General features: G+C 44.2%; 28 protein-coding genes. 12 read left to right on the top strand and 16 right to left on the bottom strand.

Annotated elements, in window-relative coordinates; all coding sequences use genetic code 11:
* Positions 1 to 64: 64 nt before the first annotated feature.
* From AOC20_RS04870 to wrbA, 4 genes are all read right to left on the bottom strand, one after another.
* Positions 65 to 250: a hypothetical protein gene (locus AOC20_RS04870; protein ID WP_087909997.1), complete on the bottom strand. Its 186-nt coding sequence runs from the start codon at positions 248 to 250 to the stop codon at positions 65 to 67.
* Positions 251 to 339: 89 nt separating this feature from the next.
* Positions 340 to 1755: an FAD-binding oxidoreductase gene (locus AOC20_RS04865; RefSeq protein WP_215362001.1), complete on the bottom strand. Its 1416-nt coding sequence runs from the start codon at positions 1753 to 1755 to the stop codon at positions 340 to 342.
* 2 nt (positions 1756 to 1757) lie between these two features.
* Entirely contained in the window at positions 1758 to 2141 is a 384-nt protein-coding gene (locus AOC20_RS04860) for a DUF2069 domain-containing protein (RefSeq protein ID WP_215361999.1), read from the bottom strand.
* 17 nt (positions 2142 to 2158) lie between these two features.
* Positions 2159 to 2764, bottom strand: coding sequence for an NAD(P)H:quinone oxidoreductase (gene wrbA, locus AOC20_RS04855; protein WP_215361997.1), 606 nt, complete (start codon positions 2762 to 2764; stop codon positions 2159 to 2161).
* A 22-nt stretch (positions 2765 to 2786) separates the two neighbouring features.
* Between wrbA and AOC20_RS04850 the strand changes: the two genes are divergently transcribed.
* The 4 genes from AOC20_RS04850 to AOC20_RS04835 all read left to right on the top strand — a co-directional run bounded on the left by AOC20_RS04850 (position 2787) and on the right by AOC20_RS04835 (position 6495).
* Positions 2787 to 3635 carry a YihY family inner membrane protein gene (locus tag AOC20_RS04850; protein WP_215361995.1) on the top strand — a complete coding sequence of 283 codons (849 nt, stop codon included), beginning with the start codon at positions 2787 to 2789 and terminating at the stop codon, positions 3633 to 3635.
* Between the two features lie 79 nt (positions 3636 to 3714).
* Positions 3715 to 4170, top strand: a complete 456-nt coding sequence (locus AOC20_RS04845) for a CBS domain-containing protein (protein ID WP_215361993.1) — start codon at positions 3715 to 3717, stop codon at positions 4168 to 4170.
* Between the two features lie 42 nt (positions 4171 to 4212).
* Positions 4213 to 5325 (top strand): chorismate synthase, encoded by a 1113-nt coding sequence (aroC, locus tag AOC20_RS04840; RefSeq protein ID WP_215361991.1) that lies wholly within the window; start codon positions 4213 to 4215, stop codon positions 5323 to 5325.
* A 12-nt stretch (positions 5326 to 5337) separates the two neighbouring features.
* Positions 5338 to 6495 carry an MFS transporter gene (locus tag AOC20_RS04835; RefSeq protein WP_215361989.1) on the top strand — a complete coding sequence of 386 codons (1158 nt, stop codon included), beginning with the start codon at positions 5338 to 5340 and terminating at the stop codon, positions 6493 to 6495.
* 15 nt (positions 6496 to 6510) lie between these two features.
* Here AOC20_RS04835 and AOC20_RS04830 read toward each other — a convergent pair whose 3' ends face one another.
* The 5 genes from AOC20_RS04830 to AOC20_RS04810 are packed head-to-tail and all read right to left on the bottom strand — an operon-like array spanning position 6511 to position 10121.
* On the bottom strand, positions 6511 to 7305 hold the full coding sequence (locus tag AOC20_RS04830) for a peptidylprolyl isomerase (RefSeq protein ID WP_215361987.1): 795 nt from the start codon (positions 7303 to 7305) through the stop codon (positions 6511 to 6513).
* A gap of 45 nt (positions 7306 to 7350) precedes the next feature.
* Entirely contained in the window at positions 7351 to 7635 is a 285-nt protein-coding gene (locus AOC20_RS04825; RefSeq protein ID WP_215361985.1) for a BolA family protein, read from the bottom strand.
* Positions 7632 to 8180, bottom strand: a complete 549-nt coding sequence (locus AOC20_RS04820; protein WP_215361983.1) for a septation protein A — start codon at positions 8178 to 8180, stop codon at positions 7632 to 7634. Before AOC20_RS04820 ends, AOC20_RS04825 begins: the two co-directional genes overlap by 4 nt.
* 23 nt (positions 8181 to 8203) lie before the next feature.
* Positions 8204 to 8617 (bottom strand): peptide-methionine (R)-S-oxide reductase MsrB, encoded by a 414-nt coding sequence (msrB, locus tag AOC20_RS04815; RefSeq protein WP_215361981.1) that lies wholly within the window; start codon positions 8615 to 8617, stop codon positions 8204 to 8206.
* Positions 8618 to 8654: 37 nt separating this feature from the next.
* Positions 8655 to 10121 carry a protein adenylyltransferase SelO gene (locus AOC20_RS04810; RefSeq protein ID WP_215361979.1) on the bottom strand — a complete coding sequence of 489 codons (1467 nt, stop codon included), beginning with the start codon at positions 10119 to 10121 and terminating at the stop codon, positions 8655 to 8657.
* A 53-nt stretch (positions 10122 to 10174) separates the two neighbouring features.
* Between AOC20_RS04810 and AOC20_RS04805 the strand changes: the two genes are divergently transcribed.
* Positions 10175 to 10663, top strand: a complete 489-nt coding sequence (locus AOC20_RS04805; protein WP_215361977.1) for a PaaI family thioesterase — start codon at positions 10175 to 10177, stop codon at positions 10661 to 10663.
* Here the strand turns inward: AOC20_RS04805 and AOC20_RS04800 are convergent.
* Positions 10660 to 11517, bottom strand: coding sequence for an NRDE family protein (locus tag AOC20_RS04800; protein ID WP_215361975.1), 858 nt, complete (start codon positions 11515 to 11517; stop codon positions 10660 to 10662). The two genes, AOC20_RS04805 and AOC20_RS04800, sit on opposite strands and share 4 nt — an antisense overlap.
* A gap of 7 nt (positions 11518 to 11524) precedes the next feature.
* The gene (gene ygfZ / locus AOC20_RS04795) at positions 11525 to 12532 is read right to left on the bottom strand and encodes a CAF17-like 4Fe-4S cluster assembly/insertion protein YgfZ (RefSeq protein ID WP_215361973.1); all 1008 of its coding nucleotides are present in this window, start codon (positions 12530 to 12532) and stop codon (positions 11525 to 11527) included.
* A gap of 20 nt (positions 12533 to 12552) precedes the next feature.
* On the opposite strand from ygfZ, the gene mltG reads away from it, so the two are divergent.
* The 7 genes from mltG (at position 12553) to AOC20_RS04760 (ending at position 18083) form a co-directional block, all read left to right on the top strand.
* Entirely contained in the window at positions 12553 to 13626 is a 1074-nt protein-coding gene (mltG, locus tag AOC20_RS04790) for an endolytic transglycosylase MltG (RefSeq protein WP_215361971.1), read from the top strand.
* A 12-nt stretch (positions 13627 to 13638) separates the two neighbouring features.
* Positions 13639 to 14277, top strand: coding sequence for a dTMP kinase (gene tmk / locus AOC20_RS04785; RefSeq protein WP_215361969.1), 639 nt, complete (start codon positions 13639 to 13641; stop codon positions 14275 to 14277).
* Positions 14278 to 15399: a DNA polymerase III delta subunit-related protein gene (locus AOC20_RS04780; RefSeq protein ID WP_215361967.1), complete on the top strand. Its 1122-nt coding sequence runs from the start codon at positions 14278 to 14280 to the stop codon at positions 15397 to 15399.
* A gap of 31 nt (positions 15400 to 15430) precedes the next feature.
* Positions 15431 to 16222, top strand: coding sequence for a TatD family hydrolase (locus AOC20_RS04775; protein ID WP_215361965.1), 792 nt, complete (start codon positions 15431 to 15433; stop codon positions 16220 to 16222).
* Entirely contained in the window at positions 16219 to 16914 is a 696-nt protein-coding gene (locus AOC20_RS04770; protein WP_215361962.1) for an ankyrin repeat domain-containing protein, read from the top strand. Before AOC20_RS04775 ends, AOC20_RS04770 begins: the two co-directional genes overlap by 4 nt.
* A gap of 79 nt (positions 16915 to 16993) precedes the next feature.
* Positions 16994 to 17509, top strand: a complete 516-nt coding sequence (locus tag AOC20_RS04765; protein WP_215361960.1) for a hypothetical protein — start codon at positions 16994 to 16996, stop codon at positions 17507 to 17509.
* 46 nt (positions 17510 to 17555) lie between these two features.
* Positions 17556 to 18083 (top strand): ion channel, encoded by a 528-nt coding sequence (locus AOC20_RS04760; protein WP_215361958.1) that lies wholly within the window; start codon positions 17556 to 17558, stop codon positions 18081 to 18083.
* 2 nt (positions 18084 to 18085) lie between these two features.
* Here AOC20_RS04760 and AOC20_RS04755 read toward each other — a convergent pair whose 3' ends face one another.
* The 5 genes from AOC20_RS04755 to hyi all read right to left on the bottom strand — a co-directional run bounded on the left by AOC20_RS04755 (position 18086) and on the right by hyi (position 22039).
* Complete coding sequence (locus tag AOC20_RS04755) at positions 18086 to 18880, bottom strand: DUF3108 domain-containing protein (RefSeq protein ID WP_251373166.1); 795 nt, start codon at positions 18878 to 18880, stop codon at positions 18086 to 18088.
* Between the two features lie 206 nt (positions 18881 to 19086).
* The gene (locus tag AOC20_RS04750) at positions 19087 to 19656 is read right to left on the bottom strand and encodes an HNH endonuclease (protein WP_433915465.1); all 570 of its coding nucleotides are present in this window, start codon (positions 19654 to 19656) and stop codon (positions 19087 to 19089) included.
* 80 nt (positions 19657 to 19736) lie between these two features.
* The gene (locus AOC20_RS04745; RefSeq protein ID WP_215361956.1) at positions 19737 to 20324 is read right to left on the bottom strand and encodes a YqiA/YcfP family alpha/beta fold hydrolase; all 588 of its coding nucleotides are present in this window, start codon (positions 20322 to 20324) and stop codon (positions 19737 to 19739) included.
* Between the two features lie 8 nt (positions 20325 to 20332).
* The gene (gene glxR, locus AOC20_RS04740; RefSeq protein WP_215361954.1) at positions 20333 to 21235 is read right to left on the bottom strand and encodes a 2-hydroxy-3-oxopropionate reductase; all 903 of its coding nucleotides are present in this window, start codon (positions 21233 to 21235) and stop codon (positions 20333 to 20335) included.
* Between the two features lie 24 nt (positions 21236 to 21259).
* Positions 21260 to 22039 carry a hydroxypyruvate isomerase gene (gene hyi / locus AOC20_RS04735; protein ID WP_215361952.1) on the bottom strand — a complete coding sequence of 260 codons (780 nt, stop codon included), beginning with the start codon at positions 22037 to 22039 and terminating at the stop codon, positions 21260 to 21262.
* Positions 22040 to 22071: the final 32 nt, after the last annotated feature.

The following is a 22071-nucleotide window of genomic DNA, read 5'->3' as shown; positions in this document are numbered from 1 at the left end:
CTAATGCAATGCAGCCAGAAAAGCAAAAACCCTAAATAAATCAGTTATTTAGGGTTTTTTAGTATCACTCTGGGTGAAAATTATTGCTAGCCATGAAGCTGATGGTGCGCTCAAAGCCGAGAATGCGGATATAACGCCAAGCAATATCACGATATTTGCTATCTAAATAACCAATGGCGACCTCCGGCGTCCTTTTGGACAAGTCGATCTCTTGAATTGCACGGGCCCAACGTTTGAGTCTTGTTGACATATTTGTCACCTCCATGAGCTTACAACGCATGGAAATAGGGTCGAGATGACAGGAATTACAAAATATTTATTAAAAAACAGCCAATTTCTTTAAATTGAGACTACTTTGTTGGGATTAAGGATATTTTGAGGGTCCAAGGCCCTTTTTAGGGTCTTCATGAGCTCATGAGCCACTTCCCCCTTATGAGCCCTTAAATCATTTAATTTAAGCTGTCCAACGCCGTGTTCCGCAGAAATCGAGCCATGACAGCGCTCCACTTGGGCGTAAACAAGCTCGTGGATCGATTTTTCATTCTTCTCATTAAAGGATTTGGGGTCGACGCCTAGGGGTGGGGCAATGTTGTAGTGGAGGTTTCCATCCCCCAAATGACCAAAATTAATAATTCTGACTCCGGGATACTGAGCCCTTACCAATACGTCAGTCTCTTGAATAAAGCTATCCAGAGAGGACAGGGGAATTGTGATGTCGTGCTTTAAATTGGCGCCTTCTTGGGCCTGTGCAAGCGTGATGTGTTCACGCATATGCCAAAACGCATTTGCCTGAGTGAGATTGCTGGCTATGACTGCGTCACTAATGAGATGAGACTCAAAAGCCTCCTCCAAGATCATTTCCAAAAGTTGCTTCACATGGTCTTCACTCTCGTGATCTGATAGCTCTACTAAGATCGTAAAAGGTGGACTTCCACTTAATGGATTTGCCATTTGCGGAAAATGCTTCTCATTTAATTCTAAAGACTCTTGGGTCATCATTTCAAAACCCGTAAGCAATGAGGTCGCACGCTTTTGAAATAAATTTAATAGCGCTATCGAAGAAGCAATGTCTTGGCACGCGACTAGGGTAGTCCACTGAGAAATCGGCAGGGGATATAACTTCATTACTGCTGTAGTAATAATGCCGAGCGTACCTTCAGAGCCAACAAACAAATCACGTAAATCGTAACCAGTATTGTCTTTGCGTAATCCTCTAATGCCATTCCATATTTCACCAGTAGCAGTGACCACTTCTAAACCCAAGCAGAGATCACGCGCATTACCGTAGCGCAGCACATTGGTTCCGCCTGCGTTAGTTGCCAAGTTACCACCAATCATGCAGCTGCCTTCGGCCCCGAGACTTAGCGGAAATAAAAATCCTTGCGCAGCTGCTTTTTCTTGAGCAGTTTGCAAAATACAGCCGGCTTCCAGCGTTATAGTTTGATTGGCAATATCTATCTCACGAATTTGATTCATGCGCTTGAGATTCAGAATGATTTGCTTGCCGCTGTCGTCAGGTGTTGCGCCACCACAAAAGCCAGTATGACCACCTTGAGGGACTATGGGGACATGATGATGTGCGCAGAGCTTAACAATGTCCGCAACTTCCGCACTAGTGCTAGGCAGAACCACCGCTAGCGCTTTGCCTGTAAAACGTTTGCGCCAGTCAGTTAAGTAGGGCGCTTTATCCTCATCCTTCGTAAGAACATATTTGGAATCAAGCAGTGATGATAGCTGTTGGACAAAGTCTTGCATGCTTACTCTGCCGATATTTTTTTGAGGGCTTTAGCTTCTTTTTTGATAGGCTTCAGATACATCAATAAGCAAATAAAACCAACTGTTGCGAGAGTAGTCTCAAGCACTGCAAGCCAAAAGTTAGCACCAGTTTCGAGAATGCGGACCAAGCCTTCAGTTACATACAGCAATATCAGCATAGAGGCCCACTGCATGGTGTAAACCTTGCCTTTCCAGATTCCTGGTATTGCAAATAGCAAAGGGATGCCTTTGAGAACCATCCAAGAACCACCAGGTCTTAAGGGGGAGATAAACCACTCCCAGCAAACGCAAAGAATAAATAGATCAATGAAGGCGGCTGTAGCGATCAGTTGATATGGATTTTTTTCTAGAATCTTTTTCATCATGATGAATATTTAATGCCTTACTTTTTTTGTTGGAGCATTAAAGCAGCTTCGGCTAAACGCTTACCTTGTGCTTTTGCCAGGCGTTGCTCTTCGGGACTAATTGGCGCTCGTCCATCGGCGTGAGCAAGATGCGTCACACCGTAAGGGCTACCACCGGTGCTTGAGGACATCAAATCTGGTTCGCTATAAGGGATGCCCATTAACAACATGCCATGATGCAGTAGAGGAATCATCATGGTTAGCAGGGTACTTTCTTGACCGCCGTGCAGACTACCCGTGCTCGTAAAGACGCAGGCAGGTTTACCAATCAAGGCGCCATTGAGCCACTCCGATGAGCTGCCATCCCAGAAGTATTTCATCGGTGCAGCCATATTGCCAAAGCGTGTTGGAGAGCCTAAGGCTAGTCCAATGCACTCTTGTAAATCTGAATACTCCGCATAAGGGGCGCCATCCTGGGGAATGGCAGCTTCTGTTGCTTCGCAAACAGCAGATATGGCAGGAACGGTTCTGAGGCGGGCATTTACCCCGGGAATACTTTCAATGCCTTCAGCGATCAGGCGTGCCAGATCCTTGGTTGCACCATAACGGGAGTAGTACAAAACTAAAATATCGTGTTGGCTCATATTCTTCTCTTATGATACGGCGATGCGCCTTATTCGTAACCCCCAATTATGGCTCTCTCTAGCGAAAGAGATATGGGAGCGCAATCGCGGTCAGAATTTGAAGCAAATCGCGGCCAGTTTAGCCTTTACAACGACTTTATCAATGGTGCCAATGGTGACTATTGCCACCTTGCTGATAGGTTATCTCCCCAGCGTTATCCAAGTCAAAAATGCTTTTAAAACATGGCTTTTGGATACCTATATGCCTGGTGGCATCAACCAGCAAGTATTCATCTATTTAGATCAATTTTCCTCGCAAGCAAAGGGCTTAACCTATGTGGGTTTGACCGGCTTGATTATTACCACAATCATGACGCTTGCCGTGATTGAGGGTGCCTTCAATCAAATCTTTAAGGTCACAACAAGCCGACCTTTGCATAAGAAAATTGCAATCTATAGTGCCGCAACAATACTGGGGCCAATATTGCTGGGTATTGGAATCTATTTAAGCGGTGTACTGTTTAGCGCCTCGGAGGGTTGGATAAGTGCGGTATCCGTAGGATTTAAATTATTTGCAACCATTGCACCAATCCTCTTGGCAATTTTGGTCTATGCGGTTGTTTATAAAATTCTTCCCTATGCAAAGATTTTATGGCGCGATGCTTTCACGGGAGCCTTAGTGGCGGCGCTTGCCTTTGAGTTAATGAAGTTTGGCTTTGCCATTTTCCTATCTCATACCGCCTTCTACAAAACGGTTTACGGGGCGTTCGCGATTTTCCCTCTGGGTCTTATGTGGATTTTCTTGACTTGGTGGATTACCCTGACCGGAGCTGTATTGGTGGCCAATTTGCCAGATATCCGCAACGGCGTTGTTAGGGTTATTCGTTACTAAAATTAATCCCTAGCTCTTGATTCAAAGAGGTCTTAAGTCTATATTGAGGCTTATAGATAGATAGTTTTTTGGAGATCAAATGAAAGTACGCGACATATTACGGGTTAAGGGCAGCACACTTTTTACAGTAGCCCCTGATACTGCGCTGCAAACAGCAGTGCTGGTAATGAGCGAACACGATATTGGATCCTTAGTTGTCATGGAATACGACAAGCTTGTTGGCATTTTGACTTTTCGTGAAGTGATTGCTGCCTTAGCTAAGCATCACGGCAAATTAGAGGGCCTTCAGGTAAACACCGTCATGAATCAAAAACCCTTGACCTGCAATATGGAGACTGAGATTGATGAGGTCCGTCGCATGATGTTGGTGGACCATGCTCGCTACTTGCCAGTCGTTGACCAAAAAATGTTGATGGGTGTTATCTCTTTCTATGACGTTGCCAAATCCGTAGTAGAGGCACAAGACTTCGAAAATACGATGTTGAAGGCCTATATCCGGGATTGGCCGGAAGACACCGAAAAAGCGCCTTCCTGAGCTGTTCTAGCCTCATTTTCCGACAAATGACATAATGTTGGTATGTCAGGAAATACATTAGGCCTTCTTTTTACTGTCACCACTTTTGGTGAATCCCACGGTCCCGCAATCGGAGCGGTTGTTGATGGTTGCCCGCCAGGTATGAATCTCTCCGAGTCTGACATCCAGTTAGATTTGGATCGCCGCAAACCCGGTACATCTCGTCATGTTACACAGCGCAAGGAAGAGGATAAAGTCGAGATCCTTTCCGGGGTATTCGAAGGCAAAACCACTGGAACACCAATTGCTTTGTTGATTCGCAATACCGATCAACGGAGTCAAGACTACGGCGATATTTTGCAGACGTTCCGACCTGGACATGCTGATTACGCCTATCAAAGTAAATATGGAATTCGCGATCCCCGTGGTGGAGGTCGTTCATCTGCACGTTTAACTGCACCAGTAGTTGCTGCAGCAGCAATTGCTAAAAAATGGCTGCACGAGAAGTACGGCACCGAATTTTATGGCTATATGAGTCAGTTGGGAGATCTTGCAATTCCATTTCAAGATCTTGCTCAAATTGAAAAGAATCCATTCTTTGCTGCAAATGCAGAAATCATCCCTCAGCTTGAGACTTACATGGATGAGTTGCGTAAAGCAGGGGACTCCTGTGGTGCGCGTATAGAGGTTCGTGCTCGCAATGTTCCTGCGGGACTAGGTGAGCCTTTGTTCGATAAATTGGATGCGGATATTGCACACGCGATGATGGGTATCAATGCGGTAAAGGGCGTTGAGATTGGCGCTGGCTTCAAGTCTGTATCCCAACGTGGTAGCGAGCATGGCGACGAACTTCACCCTGATGGCTTTGGAACGAACAACTCAGGCGGCACTCTTGGCGGCATTAGTAGCGGTCAAGATATCCGCGTCTCGATTGCAATCAAGCCGACCTCGAGCATTATGAGCCCAAAGCAATCAATTGACTTGGATGGAAAACCTATTACCGTCCAAACAAAAGGTCGACATGACCCCTGCGTCGGCATTCGCGCCACTCCAATAGCCGAAGCAATGCTGGCACTTGTTCTGATGGACCATGCCTTACGTCATCGCGCACAGTGTGCTGATGTGCCTGTAAGTGCATCCATTCCAGCCGCTCAACCAGGCGCCTATCGCGATTAATTGGTCTATTAGATGACGCCTTCGCTTCGCTGGGCCTTCGGGTCCTTTTTCTTTTTATATTTTGCATATGTTGGGCTGGTATCCCCATATGCAAGCCTTTTCTTTTTGGAAAGAGGCTTTAGCGTCATTGAGATTGCAGCATTAATGTCCATGTTGCAAGTCACGCGAATTATTGGACCCTTCTCTTGGGGGTGGTTATCAGACTATCTATCCAATCGCATTAGCATCATTCGCTTTTGCGCTTGCCTAGCTGCAATTGTTTTCTTGTGTATCTATTTTTTGCAGAGCTATATTGGATTTTTTATCTGGATGTTTGTCTTACACACCATCCTTAGCAGCTTAATGCCTCTGGGTGAATCTGCCACCATCCATGCGTTATATAAAGATAATTCCTTTGATAAACGTTACGGACGTTTACGACTATGGGGCTCTATCGGTTTTATTGCCATGGTTCTTGCTGCTGGAGAATTATTTCAGCGTAAGAGTATTGAGCTATACCCCATTGTTGGCACCATAGTTTTAATGGCTTTGGCACTCATTACTTTTTGCTTGCATGAACCCAAAATGGAGCGTCGCAAGATGGTAAAAGGGGAGCTATTGGTTGTGCTCTTCAATCCAGATGTTCGCTGGTTCTTGGTGTCTGGATTCTTTATGATCTTTGCGCATGCAGCGTTATATGTTTTTTATTCTCTCTATCTTGCTGACCTTGGTTACGATAAATTGCAAATTGGACTCTTCTGGGCTCTAGGGGTCTTGGCTGAAGTAGTTTTCTTTTATTACCAAAGCAAGGTTTTGAGTAGACTTGACGCTGAAGTGATATTACAAGCTGCCTTTGGAGTCGGCGTGATTCGATTTGTGTTGATTGCATTTTTGCCGATCACCTCAGTGTTGATCGTGGCGCAACTCATGCATGCCGGTACCTTTGCAGCCCACCATAGTGCTGCCACAAAATTATTGCAACGTTGGTTTACTGGTCCATTACAAGCAAGAGGTCAGGCCTTAATGGCAACTATCTCTTACGGACTAGGTGGAACACTGGGTGGATTATGTGCAGGCTGGATATGGGAAGTATCTCAACCTAGAGATGTATTTGTTATGTCCGCGTTTGCATGCGGACTGGCGGGTATGGCAATCCAAAAACTCAGGCCCCGCCATTACCCCGCCAAATAAAGCGATAAATTTCTCTTATTGAATCTTCGCTTTTGTACGCAGTTTTTGCATCATCTCTGCGAATTTAGCTTTTTGCCACTCTTTATCAGACATGATCATTTGTTTTAACTGGTCTTTCAACTCTTCCATGCTTGGCGCTTTAACGTCGCGAGAGTCAACCGTCTTAATGATGTGCCAGCCAAACTGTGATTTAACGGGTTTGTCAGTGATTTGACCATTCTTGAGTTGCACCATAGCCTTAGAAAATTCAGGCACTAGCGCTTTATCGCTTACCCAACCAAGATCGCCACCATTTTTTGCTGATCCAGGATCAATGGATTTAGCTTTAGCAATATCTTCAAATTTTGCACTAGCCTTTAATTGGGCAATGATCGCTTTGGCATCAGCTTCTTTTTCTACCAAGATATGCTCAACGTGATATTCCTTACCAGTGTATTGCGCTTTTACTGATTCATAAGCAGCCTTTAAGTCAGCCTCAGCAACACCTTCTTTTTCAACATAGTCTTCAAATACAGCGGCAACCAAAACGCCTACTTTAGCTTGCTCTAATTGCTCGCGAACTATTGCCTTCTGAATAACGCCACGCTTGTCAGCTTCTTGCAAAATTAACTCACGAGTAACCAGCATTTCACGTGCTTGATCACGTACCTGAGGATTATCAGGCTGGCCAGATCGTTGTACCAACTTATCCAACTGGGCTTTTGGAATGGATTTGCCATTCACAATGACTGCATTTTGTGCCATGCCATTTGTGGAAAGGAGGGCGGCGCCCAAAATGCTGATAGTGAAAATCTGACGTGTATTAAGCATAGTTTTTGATAGTTAATAAAAAGATAGGTATATTTTAAAGTAGCCTTAGCTGTCAATCTCGTCTGGGGAGAGGGCAGAAATAGTCAGGGCGTGTATTTCCTTGGGAATATGCCGGTTTAGGGCGGCATAAACCGCTCTATGGCGAGCCACTAGGTTTAAACCCTTAAATTCTGGAGCAACAATCTCCAGTCGAAAGTGGCCACCGCCGCTAGCTGCTCCAGCATGCCCTGCATGAAGATGGCTTTCATCTTCAATCTTTAAAGCATGGATCTGAAAAGATTTGCGCAAGTCTTCATCAAAAGCAGCTATCCGTTGTTGATTAATGCTCATTCGCTTGGATGCTCCATATGCTTGGAGAGCCAAACTCCTTGAGCAATGACAAATACTAACAACAAGCCTGTACTGCCAAATAACTTAAAGTTGACCCAGGTTTCTTCTGAGAATTCAAAAGCAATGTAAAGATTCAAGGCGCCCATGAAGAAAAAGAAAAGTGCCCAGGCCTTGTTCAGGGTATGCCATACAGAGGGGGCACTTTTAGCTTTCAGGGTTACCTGTTTACCCATTAGTACTTGTATCCAGTTCTTTTGAAAGAACTGAGCACTAACGAATAGGGCGCCAGAAAAGAGCCAATATAGGGCAGTAGGCTTTAACTGAATAAATGTTTTGTCATGCAGGAAGATAGTGAGGCTACCAAACACCAGAATCATCACTAAACTGACCCATTGCATGGCGTCGATTTTACGGTGGCGGTAGTAAACCCAAAGAATCTGTCCAATAGTGGCTACCATCGCCACTATCGTCGCTGTATAGATATCGCCAAATTTAAAGGCGATAAAAAATAAGATGATAGGAAATAGGTCAAATAAAAATTTCATAAAAGGATTATCCAGCTATTTGCTTATTCCTCAGTTTTTGTTGGGGTGGCATTGCTACTGGGTTCAAAATTCAAGGATGCAGAGTTAATGCAGTAGCGTAATCCAGTTGGCATAGGGCCATCTTCAAATACATGCCCCAAATGGGCATCACAATTGGCACAGCGAACCTCAGTCCGAATCATGCCGTGGGTCGTATCTTTCACTTCCTTGATGGAAGACTCAATCTCTGGAGCGTTATAGCTGGGCCATCCACATCCAGCATCAAACTTGGTCTCCGATAAAAAGAGGGGCGTCCCGCAACAAACACATTGGTAGCGTCCCTTATCCCAGTGATCCCAATATTTTCCGGTAAAAGGGCGCTCAGTTGCAGCTTCTCGTGTGACACGATATTCAATTTCACTTAAAGATTCTTTATATTCTTGATCTGTTTTTTTCATTTTTACTCTCAATAAACTAATTTATACAGCCACAAAATTATGAGGAACAACTGACTTCAACAGCATGCAAATTTGGAGGCGGCGCCAATGCATACGACTCATGTTCAGGCTGCTCATCAAAAGGTCTGCTGAATATGTTGAGGAGTTTTCTGACTTCAGAAAAATCTTTTTTCTGGGCTTTCTCTATAGCGATCTGAGCAAGATGATTTCTCAAAATATATTTTGGGTTCACTTGATTCATTAATTGTTGCCGCAATGAATCATCACTAGACTCACTCCGTAAACGCGCTGCATAGTCAGCGAACCACCGATCAATTAGCTCTCGATCGATAAAGTCATCGCGTAATGAATTTTTCTCAATTGGTTCATCAACCTTCAAATCGCCAAGCCTGCGAAAGAAGCTTGTGAAATCGACTCTTGAGTCATGCATGGCCTGCAACAAGCGTTCAATTAAGGGTATGTCACCCTCTTGAGCAGTGATAAATCCTAGTTTCTTGCGAAATAGTTCTTGCCATGCTTGTGCGTAAATTACTGGAAAGGTCTCCAACGCTGATCGAAGTTGTTCTTGAGCTTGTTTTTCATCGGAGCGCAACTCCAGCAGGGGAATCATTGAACTTGCTAGGCATGCCATATTCCAATGCATGATTTGTGGTTGGCGATGATAGGCATAGCGCCCGCCTTGATCACTATGGTTACAAATATGATCGATCTGAAATTGATCTAAAAATCCGAAAGGGCCATAGTCAATTGTTAATCCCAATACGCTGATATTGTCGCTATTGAGAACACCATGGCAAAAGCCAACGGACTGCCACTGTGCGACTAATTTTGCGTTACGCTCGCAAATTCTTTTAAATAGATCCAAATAGGGGTCTTCGGCATTCAGAGCCTCTGGGTAATGCAATTTGATAAGCGAATCGGCTAGCTCTTGAAGTCTTTCATGATTTTGAAGTGCAGCAAAATGCTCAAAGTGACCAACCCGAATAAAGCTTGGCGCAAGGCGAGAGCAAACGGCAGCCGTCTCCATGGTTTCACGCCTTACCGGTAAATCAGAGCCAACAATGGATAACGCTCTGGTTGTCGGAATTCCTAGTGCATACATTGCTTCGCTACATAAGAACTCCCTAATTGAGGAGCGAAGAACTGCACGTCCATCACCCATACGTGAGAAATGAGTTTTACCTGCACCTTTAAGCTGCAGTTCCTGCCCGGCTATATCTCCGAGCAATATCGCACGACCATCTCCCAGTTGACCTGCCCACACTCCAAATTGATGCCCGCTATAGGCAGTTGAAATCGGATTAGAGAATTGATGATCTTTTGTATTGAGCTGATTGCCCGCTAAAACTTCAAGCCAGGTTTGATCAATAGGGAGACTGAAATCATCCAGAGGGATATTCACTAACTTCGCAGATGAGGGGGAAAATGCAACCCAGTAGGGTGCGGGTATTGGGGTCGGAAGGGTTGCTTGACAGACGTCATCGCCGCTTAAAGTAAAGGCCATAAGCTATTCTAGGAGTATTTCCTAAATCGCGTACATGCCTCTAAAATTAACCCATGAACAAACAAGTCCAAATTAATCCGCAGACCCAGCTTGCCAATTTAGGCGAAGAGCTAAACGTTCCCTTTTTAAAGCTTCTTGGTGTTCGATGCTTAAGCGCCGAAATGGGTAAAGGCGAGATTTTGCTTGCCCTCAAACCCGAGCATAACAATACCTGGGAAGTAGCTCATGGTGGGGTTCTGTTGACTCTGATGGACGTTGCTATGGCAGTTGCTGCGCGATCAGGCGATCCCAGTGATCGCAGTGTTGTCACCATTGAAATGAAAAATAACTTTATGCAAGCCGCAACCGGTGTTCTTAGGGTAAAAGCAGACACGGTGCGTAGAACGGCAACAATGGCCTTTTGTGAAGCCAAGCTATACAACGATCAGGGTGAAATTTGCTGTATGGCTACCGGTACCTTTAAATACATTAAGCGTTTAGCTGCGCGTAATGCAGATGGTGAACGCGTTGTGAACGACGATGGTCGTTCTGAGCAAGACTAAACAGATAAATTGGAGTCAGAAGCCGAACTCAGTACGCCTGTTACAACGTCGTGACCTATAGCCCCAGAAGCATCAAAGCGGCGCTCCACTAGTTCAAACTGTCCATCCTTACGCACTCTCAAAATCGTGCTTGAGCGCGTTCCATAGGAAGCCGTTTTAATAAACGCAGGTGAAAGGGCTTTTTCCCATTCTTTGCTCACCCCAGTATTAGGAAGCTCGTTATCGCTGGCATGATGCGTATCAGCCAATAGTTTTAAGTACTGATCTGCATTCTTGAGCTGACCTTGATCCATAGCTAGAGTTTGCGCAAATGCAGCAATGCGATGGTTCACTTTAGGCCATGGAGTGTCCAGCATGGCATTGGATAGTCCATATACTCCAGGCTCTAGGGCTTGCTGTGGAAAAATCTTACGCGGACGGATATTTTGACCCATCATCATGCGGTTGCTTACCCAGTGCATTTCAGCATTTTCAGGATTGCTCAGATCTGCCATCAAAAGATTAAAGCCGTTGTATTGCTGAAAACGTTTTGCGTTATCTTGAATAAATTGGGCAGGCCTATCTTTGCTGGTGAGATAGGATAAAGAAAGCTCACCTCGAGTTCTAGAATCCGGATTTTTTTCACTTGGGGCCCTAACATTAGTTAAGGCTGCAAATTTTCCCGTCTTAGTAAATCCAAGCCATGTGCCAGGACTACCCAATACATCAGCCCGATCTCTACCTGCTAATACATGAGGATGTTCAGGCCACCATGAAACACCTTCGGTATCTCTCTCATAAAATTCGTCACGATTCGCTGCTACTACTAAAGAGTAATCTGGGTGAGAATTCCAGGCGAAAAGAACAAGGCACATAAAAAAATTAAATTTCTATTAATGGGTAAGGCAATGGGTCTATTTTTAACACAGGTCCTTCAGTGCTACCAAGATGAATTTCACCATCTAAAAGCGCCTCAAGTTTGCACTCGACTTGCAGATCAATTTGTTCTGGGGCGCCAGGATTGAGTGCCGATAAAACCACCATTCCAGCAGGCTGGCTTGGATCTTTTGAGTGGAAAAGTTCCGCTCCGGGCATGGCTTCGCTAATATTCAGGCCATCGTTATTGAAGTGGGCAAGATGAAGGCGTCTCTTAATGGCTCCACGATATTGGCTGCGGGCAACGATTTCTTGCCCCGGGTAACAGCCTTTTTTAAAATCAACACCAGCAACAGACTCGAAATTAATCATTTGCGGCACAAACTGTTCTTGTGTTGCCTGAACAATGCGTGGAATAGCACTCAGAACCTCGAGCTCATTCCAGGCGTCAAATGAATCCTTAGAATCATCCGTGTTGAAAGCATTATTACCAGGGGATGCTATTAATAGACGAGCAATAGATTGATCGTTCACTAAAACATCTGGCATGCGCAATGAAATGTAGCTGTTATCTAACTTGTAATTAGAAATCTGTTGATCCGAGCCATACAAAGCAGAAACAGTCCACTCCGCCGAAAGATCAATAACTTTAGCTTTGGAGCGCAACACATACATGGACAAACGCTTGGCAGTAGAGGCAGCGATATCCTTGGAGATAAATAGAGCAAAGCGATCTTCAGCTTTCTCGTCACTAGGAAATAGGCCAATCCAAGCACTGGCCAAAAGCCTACCTTTAGGGCTGCAATAGCCTATCAACCTAGCCGCAGAAAAGCCCTGTGCCATAGCCCCAGGAAAGGTACGTTTTAGCCCAAGGACAGAATTTGTTACTTGGTTTTGTAAAAAGCTGGCAGCGTCAGGCCCCTCGACCAGAATTAAGCCCCATTGCGACAAATTGCAGGGAAGGGAGGAAGGGTTATTCAGCCAATTTTTCTGAATTTGAGAAGTATTTGTCATGACCCTTTTATCATAGCCTGATGAGCAGAAAAATTCAGAGCAGGTCACTGTTTTCAAGGAAAAAGTCTAAAGATCGAGGTCTGAAGTATTGGCTTATCGTTTTTGTATTCGCCTTAGGTGCGTTTTATGCTGGTATTTTTCTATATCCAGTGGTTCCCAGTCAGTCTAATGTTGACAATGCAGACCAATACAAAGCCAAGATTAATCCCCAATCCAGTCTATCAAGCATTGCTAATCAACTAAGCGATCAAGGCATATCGGTTAATTCCTTTGTCCTACAAGTAGCCGCTAGAAGTTTATTGATTGGATCCAAATTAAAGCCGGGTACTTACCTGCTTCCAAGCGGGGCGAGCCTTGGAAAGATTTTGCTTCAAATTGCGCGTGGTGATCGCGTAAGAGAAAGTATTGCAATTATTCCGGGAATGACTATTTGGCAAGTGCGGAAAATGTTTGATACTCATCCCTCCCTGATCCACCAAACCAAGGGCATGAGTAGCAAAGAGTTACTGCAGGCCCTGAATCTTAGCTATCCGAGTGATGAAGGCATTTTCCTCCCGGATACGTATGTATTTGATCCGGATGAGCCCGATGTCAATATATATCGTAGAGCTGCGCAAGCAATGCAAAAGCAATTAACGCAAGTATGGGATCAAAAGGAGGCAGCACTCCCATTAAAAACTCCCTATGAGTTATTAATACTGGGCTCGATAATTGAGAAAGAGACAGGGCGGTCAAGTGATCGGGATCTGGTAGCGTCTGTATTTATTAACCGCCTGAATAAAGGAATGCCACTTCAAACCGATCCTACGGTTATTTATGGGATAGGGCCTAAATTTGATGGCAACTTGCGTAAAGCAGATTTACGTAAAGACACTGCCTACAATACCTATATGCATAAAGGATTACCCCCTAGCCCTATAGCAATGCCAAGTAAAGAGTCTATTTTGGCTGCCGCGCATCCCGCCAAAAGTAATGCTTTATTCTTTGTAGCTAAAGGAGATGGAAGTAGTCATTTTTCTCAAAGTTTAAAAGAGCATGAGACAGCAGTAGATCGATATCAACGCAAGATTGCCCCTAAGAATAGCGCCAACTAAATTCATTTTTATATGACATCAGCACACAACGGATATTTCATCAGCTTCGAAGGTATCGATGGCGCAGGTAAGAGTACACACGTAGATGCATTCCGAAATCTCATGCAAGAACGCTATCCCAATACGGAAGTAGTCTTGACTCGAGAGCCTGGAGGTACAGTTCTTGGTGAGCAACTGCGCAATCTACTATTAGATGCGCCCATGAATTTAGAGACAGAAGCGTTATTAATGTTTGCGGCACGGCGAGAACATATTGCTCAAGTAATCGAACCAGCACTTTTGGCAGGCAAGATAGTGATCTCTGATCGCTTTACGGATGCCAGTTTTGCCTATCAAGGCGGGGGGCGTGGCTTGAGTTTGAGCAAGTTAAATGATTTGGAGCGTTGGGTTCAAGGTCGCGCTGATCACTCAATCCTGCAGCCTAACTTAACAATCTTGTTTGACTTACCTGGTGAGATTGCAGAGTCTCGCCGCTCAAAAGTTCGTGCGCCAGATAAATTTGAACAGATGGATTTGAACTTTTTCGAAAGAGTTCGGCAAGAATACTTGCGTCGAGCTAAAGCTGATCCCAAACGCTTCCACTTAGTAGATGCAACCCAAACCCCAGAGCGCATCTGGGAAGGGCTGAAACTGATTCAGATCGCACTGTAAGTGATTCAAGAAACTTCTATAGCGCCATGGCTTGAGCCTCTATGGGAAGGCCTAGACCTTGCTAACTTTCCCAATGCTATTTTGTTGCATGGCCAGTCTGGAATAGGTAAGTTTGCGTTTTCTATCGAGCTTGCTAAGGCGCTTCTTTGTGAAAATACTAGCTCTGCTGTAAAACCATGCAACCAATGTGAGGCGTGTCACTGGTTCAATACCGGCAATCATCCTGACTTTATCCCACTCGTACCTGAAACCCATCGCAAACTTTTACCTCATGCCGATTATGAGGGTGATGACTCACCGAAAAAGGGTAAGGCAGCTCGTGATGATGACAGTGAATCTAGCGAGAAAAAGGAAAAGAAAAATATTTCAATTGAAGAAACTCGTCATGCGATTGAAAATCTTTCCATTGGATCGCATCGTGGCGGCAATCGTGTAATTTTGATTTACCCCTTAGAAATGCTGCGTTCAGACTCCGCCAATACTTTACTGAAGTCATTAGAGGAGCCACCTGCAAATACTATTTTTATATTGCTTGCCGATCGAGTTGATCGTGTTTTGCCAACCATTCGTTCACGGTGCCGCTTATTGACTGCACCTCGACCTGATCGAGCGCAGGGATTGGCTTGGCTGAAAACTCAATTGAACAACATTAGCGGTCTAAAAATGAGTGATGCAGACATTGAGACCGTCTATGATGAACAGGGCGGGGCGCCGTTTTTGGTTCTTGATTCCCTGATTGCTAGACACAATAAAGATGATAAGGATGAATTAAGCATCTCAATTCAAGCATCTCGCTACTTACTGCAATCAATGGCCCAAGGTATCAGAATCAATTGGCTCGATACCGCTGAAAAAACTCATAAAGCTCAATATTCCTTTTTATTAGCCAGTATGCAGCGCTGGGCTTCGGATCTGCAGTCAGTAACTCAGGGCGGCATTCCACGTTACTACCCTAAGCATTTGGCGACCCTTCAGGGCTTATCAAAAATGGTGAATATTGAAAGAATGCTGCAATTTTGGAAGTCCCTGGTTCAAGCACGCCGTCATGAAAACCACCCCCTGGCCAACAGAATTCAGTTGGAGGCATTACTTTCCCAATATCAGCAGATCTTTAAAGCCTAAAAACAGCTTAGGCAGTCTAAAATAGCGAGTCATGTTTATAGACTCCCATTGCCATCTAGACTTCCCAGAATTTCAAGCCCGCCTACCTGAGGTCTTGAATAACATGGAATCCGCCAAGGTGAGTCATGCTTTATGCGTATCGGTTGATTTGCCGGACTTTCCAAATGTCTTAAAGCTAGCGCAAAATCATCCCAACCTCTTTGCTTCAGTGGGTGTTCACCCTGATTATGAAGACACCCCCGAACCAACCCTAGAGTTTTTAGTTGAGACCGCTCTACAGCATCCCAAAATTGTCGCTATTGGCGAGACGGGGCTTGATTACTATCGAATGGGGGATCGCAGTTATGAGTCCATGGAATGGCAACGAGAGCGCTTTAGAACCCATATTAGAGCTTCGATTGCTGCAAAGAAACCATTGATAATCCACACCCGCTCATCCTCTGATGACACCATCAAAATCCTTAAAGAGGAGGGTGCTCAGCAAATTGGCGGTGTGATGCATTGCTTTACTGAGTCTTATGAAGTTGCAAAAGCAGCCATGGAAATGGGATTTTTTATCTCCTTTTCCGGAATTGTGACCTTTAAGAGTGCTAAGGAGCTTCAGGAAACCTGCAAGCAGGTGCCTTTGGAGCGCATGCTGATTGAGACAGATTCGCCTTACTTAGCTCCGATTCCTTATCGCGGCAAGATTAATGAGCCTGCATGGGTTTCCAAGGTAGGTGAATTTATAGCTGACCTAAAAGGCGTTCCTCTTGAGGACCTGGCTAGTCATACTACCAGTAATTTTTATGAATGTTTTCATATAGATAGATCCGTAATATGAGAAAGTTATTTAATATATTTACCATTTTTTTAACTCTAAATGGAGCGGCACTTGCACAGTCCGATGTGCAAATTGCTGAGTTCGCAAAAGCAGCTAAATTTAATGATGTTTCAACCATTAAAACCCTCATTTCGCAGGGCGTTAGTCCTAACATCCTTGATCCTAAGGGTGAGCTAATGCTCAATCTAGCTATTAGAGATAAGTCAGATGCCGTTATTTCTTATTTGCTCGCCAATAAGGCAACTGATGTAGATATATCCAATAAGTTCGGTGAGACACCCCTCATGATTGCCTCAATTGAAGGCGATTTAGGGCTGGTTAAGACGCTGGTTGTGCAAAATAAGGCGCAAATTAACCATATAGGCTGGACGCCATTACATTACGCTTGCTCAAAGGGTCAGCTAGAGGTTGCTCAATATCTCATTGCTAACGGAGCAATTATTGATTCTTTGAGTCCGAGTAATACAACGCCGTTAATGATGGCCGTTTTAGGCGGCAATGAAACGCTGATCAAGCTATTGCTGGATAAAGGCGCCGATCTCAAATTACGGAATGATCAAGGTTTTACTGCTATTGATATTGCTTATATTTATGAGAAACCATGGATTGCAGAGGGCTTAAGTTCACGTTGGCAAAGGCTTTATAAGCAACAATATATCCGCCCAAAGAGTCTTGAGACCTCGAAACCTTAATATCTCTATCTGCGTATAATCATTATTATGTCAAATAAGATATTTGAGTCACTCATTAAACATCAATACAAATTCGCTTATGCCAGACTTCCTTAACTCCCTACCCAACGTCTATTACATCCTGAGTGAAATTACAGGCAGCCTGACTAATTTTGGAATCAGGCTGATGAGTTTTATTGCCGTGTTGGTTGTGCTTGTTCATGGCGTCTTAATTCTGATCATCATGAGCTGCTTTCATGCCTTTAATAAAAGATATAGCAACTTTAGAAATAAGAAGATTGATGGCCTAGTCTATTTCACCGTAGTGCTGCTAATCCTTTTTAGCCACCTCATTGATATTTTCATTTGGACCTATGCGATGGTTAGTGTTGAGGTGTACTCGAGCATCCTAAACACCTTTTATTTTGCTGGTGAGATGTACACAAACCTTGATCACAATGACCCCATTTACGTTCTTAGCTCGCAATGGCGTATGTTGCCGATCTTGATCTCTTTTTCGGGCCTTTTCGCTGTGGCTATATCTGGAGCAGCTTTATATAGTCTTTTGATCTGCACCTTTACCGACCCTGTTAAAAATAATAATCAAACCTCTTAATTTCATGCCAATAGACTCCAATTGAGCCAACTTCTTATTTAATGACATGTTACTTCTAGACTTATATCGCAATGCCAGTTTGCCAAGCTTCGGCACCCTATTCAGTCAGATTAATGCCGACATGGGCAATAGCCAGATTTGGGAAGTTTTAATTTTTGCTTGCGGAATGCTTGCAATTCATGGAGTTGCTGTACTCGCTATCGCAGGAGCATTTCATGCAATTGATCGCTTGATGACTAGAAAGCGAGTGTACGGAGGTAGCTTTCTATCCTACTTCATCGCAATCCTGCTTGTCATTGCCAGCCATTTAGGTGAAATCGTACTTTGGGCATATATCTGCGTGGCTTTAAAAGTATTTCCGACCAATCCGCAAACCTTTTATTTTGCCGGTGAAATGTATACAACTGTAGGCTACGGTAATTACACGCTCCCTGAGCATTGGAGAATCTTGCCAATCATTATTTCCTTTAGCGGTATTTTTGCTGTATCCATGTCGGGAGCAGCGCTGTACTCAATGATGGGCGCACTATTGGGCCATAACAATCAAAACCCAAAGTCTGGCTCTGGCTTTTAAACTTAGGGTCTCATTCCAGCTGGTATCGGGCTCTTCTGCTTGAAAACAAGCTCAAGTACCCTACCATTGGACTCAAGCGACCGAATGCGACCAGGAAGCCACTCCAAGTCTTTGGAAAGCCATATATCAACTTGACGCTTATATGGGTCATTCTCCCGCTGCATCAAAGCGTAATGGCGGCTAACTGATTTTCCAAGACTGGGCACGTCTTCTGATTCTTTCTCACCATAACTCTTAAAGTTCCACATTTCCAAGGTGTTGTAATCCACAACTGGGATGGCGCGAATAGAGCCCGCTTCATCTATTTTGCTATCCCCATTGAGCAATGACGCCAACTGAAACAGCAGGCTAAAACGATCTTGAGTGCCTGGCAGTATCGCTGGAGTATGTTCAGGCTTCTCAGAAAAGAACATCTGCCCCTCCCCTTTTTCATTGCGGTCAAAACGAGAATAGCGTGGGGGCTTAGTACCACGTTGGGTCCAATAGATGCTAGGAGCAATTCCATAGGCATCCACAGTTCCACGCGATTCAAAAACAAACGGACCGACAAATGCATAGGGAATGTTGATATAAAGACGGTAATTATTGCCTTCAACAATCCAATCAATTTCACCAGTTTGGTATTTTTGACCGTCGACATAAGAGTCGTAATAAATAATTCCGGACTCTGGTAATTTAAAAGCTACTCCCGATTGATTATTAGAGCCACCCTGCTGTCCATCAATATTCGATTTAAGGTCATCTGCAAGATTACTCGATGTACTTTTTTTAGGAGTCTTCTTTGCGGCATTGGCCATCTGAATTTTTTTGGGGGGTTCAGCCTTTAATTCAGTCCTAATGATTAAGTCATCCGCAATGGGTGGTGGCTCAGAAAAAGAGAAAAAAGGTAGACCAAAAAATAAGACGAGATGCCCCGCTATTGATAGCAGCAATGCCGCGATAAGGATTCTGAAGGAGTTAGTCTTAGGCGGATGAAAAAAGTGACCCCGCCCTAGATTCAGGCTCAGGGCAGACTCTCAAGAAGACGACTATTTTTAGGAAGATTTGCAGCCAGGAAGTCCATTTGATCTGCCAGAATATTTCGGCCTTTGAGAATCATGTCTTCATAGAGGCTCGGTAAATAAGGTGTGTAAAGCAATGCCATTCCAGCTTGCTCTGGCGTTCGATTACCCTTGCGTTGATTGCATGGTCGACATGAGATCACTAAATTCATCCAGCTATATTTACCGCCACGACTATTGGGAATGATGTGCTCAGCCTCGGCTTGGTTCTCATGAATGACGTCGCCGCAATAAGCGCAAAGACCGCGGTCACGTTTAAAAAGCTTATGCTTGGTAATAACGGGTACTACATCAAAAAGGTTAATCTTGGCGCTACCCTTCACAGCAATAATCGAGTGAAGTTCAATGAGAGATTGTTTTCCAGTAGCACGAGAAATGCCGCCGCGCATTTGGAAGATAGGGTCGCCTAGTGTCCACAACACACTACTATCGGCATATTGTTTAGTGGCCTCCTCTGCATTTACCCAGCCCTGGGGAATTCCACCTGCGTCTAATTTCAAGATGCTCAGCACAATCTCTCCTTTCTAAGCAACCCCTGTTAGGGATGGCTATTTAACTTATCTTACAGAAGAAGTTAGCGCCAATCAATCCACTACAAATTGATGAACTTTAAGACTGTGGGCAAATACGCCGGGTAATCAGCAATGCCATGATCACCGCCCTCAAGCACTAATTGTTCGGCGCCTTTGTAAAAATCAACCATTTCGCGCCAATCCAAAAGTTCGTCGCCTTTTGCGGCCAACAAAAAGTAACGCCCAGGATTGGTGATCTTTTCAACCTGAAACGACTTGAGTTCGTCTATATATTCTGGACGAAAATCATAAGGCTCATCGGTATCGTATGAAGTAAGCATGCCAACATGCGAAGCCAACTCCTTAGGCGCTCTAACTGCAGGATTCAATGCAACAGCCTTGCAGTCATATTTTTCTGCCAGATAATTTGTATAGTAGCCGCCTAATGATGAGCCGATCACTACCAATCGATCATGCTTTGATTCTTCAATGTACTTGACCACCAAATCCATACTAGCTTTTGGTGACGCTAAGAGCTGGGGGCAATACCATTCAACCCGCTCGTCCAATGTAGACAATGCTTTTATAGCCTCGCCCGTCATTACCGCCTTGCTTGATCTTGGTGAAGAGCGAAAGCCATGAAGATAAACCACTAAAGTTGATGACATAAAATGACTTAGGCCTTTTGTCCAATTTCGAAATTAGCCAACTTCTCCAAGGCTTTTACCATGGCGGAGTGATCCCAGGCTTTACCACCATGAGCTGAACAGGAGTTAAATAATTCCTGTGCAGTTGCGGTATTTGGCAAAGAGACACCAAGGGCTCTAGCGCTACTCAGGGCAAGATTGAGGTCTTTTTGATGCAACTCAATTCTGAAGCCAGGATCAAATGTACGCTTCACCATTCGTTCGCCATGCACTTCCAAAATTTTTGAGCTGGCAAATCCTCCCATCAAAGCTTGACGGACTTTTGCAGGATCAGCTCCGGCTTTTGCGGCAAACAAGAGTGCCTCTGCTACAGCCTCAATATTTAAAGCAACAATAATCTGGTTAGCCACCTTTGCAGTTTGGCCATCACCATTGCCGCCTACGAGGTTAATATTTTTACCCATCAGCTCAAATACAGGTTTTACCTTCTCAAATATTTTCTCATCGCCACCAACCATGATGGAGAGGGTTGCATTTTTTGCGCCTAGCTCTCCACCTGATACAGGGGCATCAAGATAATCGCAACCGATGGCATTTAATTTCTTTGCAAACTCTTTAGTTGCAATTGGGGATATAGAGCTCATATCCACCACGATCTTTCCTTTGCTCAGGCCGGCAGCAATGCCTTGATCACCAAACAATACTTTCTCTACATCAGGCGTATCAGGAACCATGGTAAAAATAATGTCAGCCTTACTTGCGACCTCTTGTGGTGAGGAGCATTGAATAGCCGTAGAAGATACTAGACCCTCAGGTACCTTGCTGCGTGTATTAATAAACACTTCATGGCCAGCAGTCACCAAGTGACCGGCCATTGGGGCACCCATAATTCCTAGTCCAACAAAACCGAGCTTAAGTTTGTCACTCATCATATCTCCGTATTTTTATTAAGTTATTTAGTTATTCAGATCTTTAATCCAACCTAAACCGGCCTCGGTAGTTGATGCTGGCTTATATTCACAGCCAATCCAACCTTGATAACCTATTCGGTCAATAAATTTAAATAGGTGTGTGTAGTTGATTTCACCAGTACCAGGCTCATTACGACCCGGATTATCTGCAAGCTGAATGTGAGCGATTTTGGAAAGATTTGCTTCCAGGGTTTTGCAAAGCTCCCCCTCCATTCTTTGGGCGTGATAAATATCGTATTGAATATACAAATTATCTGAGCCAACTTCATTGATTACATCAATTGCCTGTTGCGTTTTAGACAAATAAAATCCGGGAATATCAAATGTATTGATTGGCTCAATGAGAAGCTTAATATTTTCTTTTTTGAGTTCAGCAGCTGCATAGCGAAGATTTGCTACGAATGTTTTTCTTAACAACTCGGCATCAACATTGGCAGGAATTTTTCCGGCTAAGCAGTTTAACTTCTTAACGCCGAGTACTTTTGCATATTCAATCGCTTTAGTAACGCCAGTCTGAAATTCTGAAACACGATCGGGCAAGCATGCAATACCGCGTTCACCAGCCTCCCAATCGCCAGCCGGCAAATTATGGAGAACTAACTGAAGTTTATTTTGATCCAGTTTTTGTTTAATCTCCTCTGCGGCAAAAGCATAGGGAAAAAGAAATTCAACGGCCTGAAATCCAGATTTAGCCGCTTTTTCAAAACGCTCCATAAATGGCGATTCATTAAAGAGCATAGTAAGGTTGGCAGCAAACTGAGGCATTTCAAATCCTTATAAACAAAATCAGGTAAATC

The organism is Polynucleobacter ibericus, from assembly GCF_018687955.1.
GTDB lineage: Bacteria > Pseudomonadota > Gammaproteobacteria > Burkholderiales > Burkholderiaceae > Polynucleobacter > Polynucleobacter ibericus.
This window is presented reverse-complemented; position numbering and strand designations above follow the sequence as displayed.